1 protein-coding gene is annotated in these 375 nt (G+C 69.9%); it reads left to right on the top strand.

Annotated elements, in window-relative coordinates; genetic code table 11:
- A partial coding sequence (gene ligD / locus D9V41_RS18015; protein ID WP_481725504.1) for a non-homologous end-joining DNA ligase LigD occupies positions 1-375 on the top strand: 375 nt, incomplete at both ends.

The raw sequence follows: 375 nt of genomic DNA, 5'->3' as shown, positions 1-375 counted from the left end.
GACTACCCGGTCTTCCACAGTCCCGCCGACCTCGCCTGGGCCGGCCAGGTCGCCGCCCTCGAACTGCACGTGCCGCAGTGGCGCGTCGACCAACTCGGCACGATGCAGAACCCCGACCGGCTGGTGCTCGACCTCGACCCTGGACCCGGCGCCGGCCTGGCGGAGTGCATCGAGGTCGCCCACGAAGCGCGCGACCTGCTCTCGGGGATCGGCCTGGACCCCGTCCCCGTGACTTCGGGCAGCAAAGGCCTGCACCTCTACTGCGCGATGGACGGCGTGCGCGACGCCGACTACCTCAACGCCTTCGCGAAGCAGCTGGCGGTGTCGCTGGAGGAATCGATGCCCGACCTCGTCGTCAGTTCGATGGCGAAGTCG

The organism is Aeromicrobium phragmitis, assembly GCF_003674095.1.
Classification (GTDB): Bacteria; Actinomycetota; Actinomycetes; order Propionibacteriales; family Nocardioidaceae; genus Aeromicrobium; species Aeromicrobium phragmitis.
Note: the sequence above shows the minus strand (reverse complement) of the source record. Positions and strands in the feature narration are given on the sequence as shown.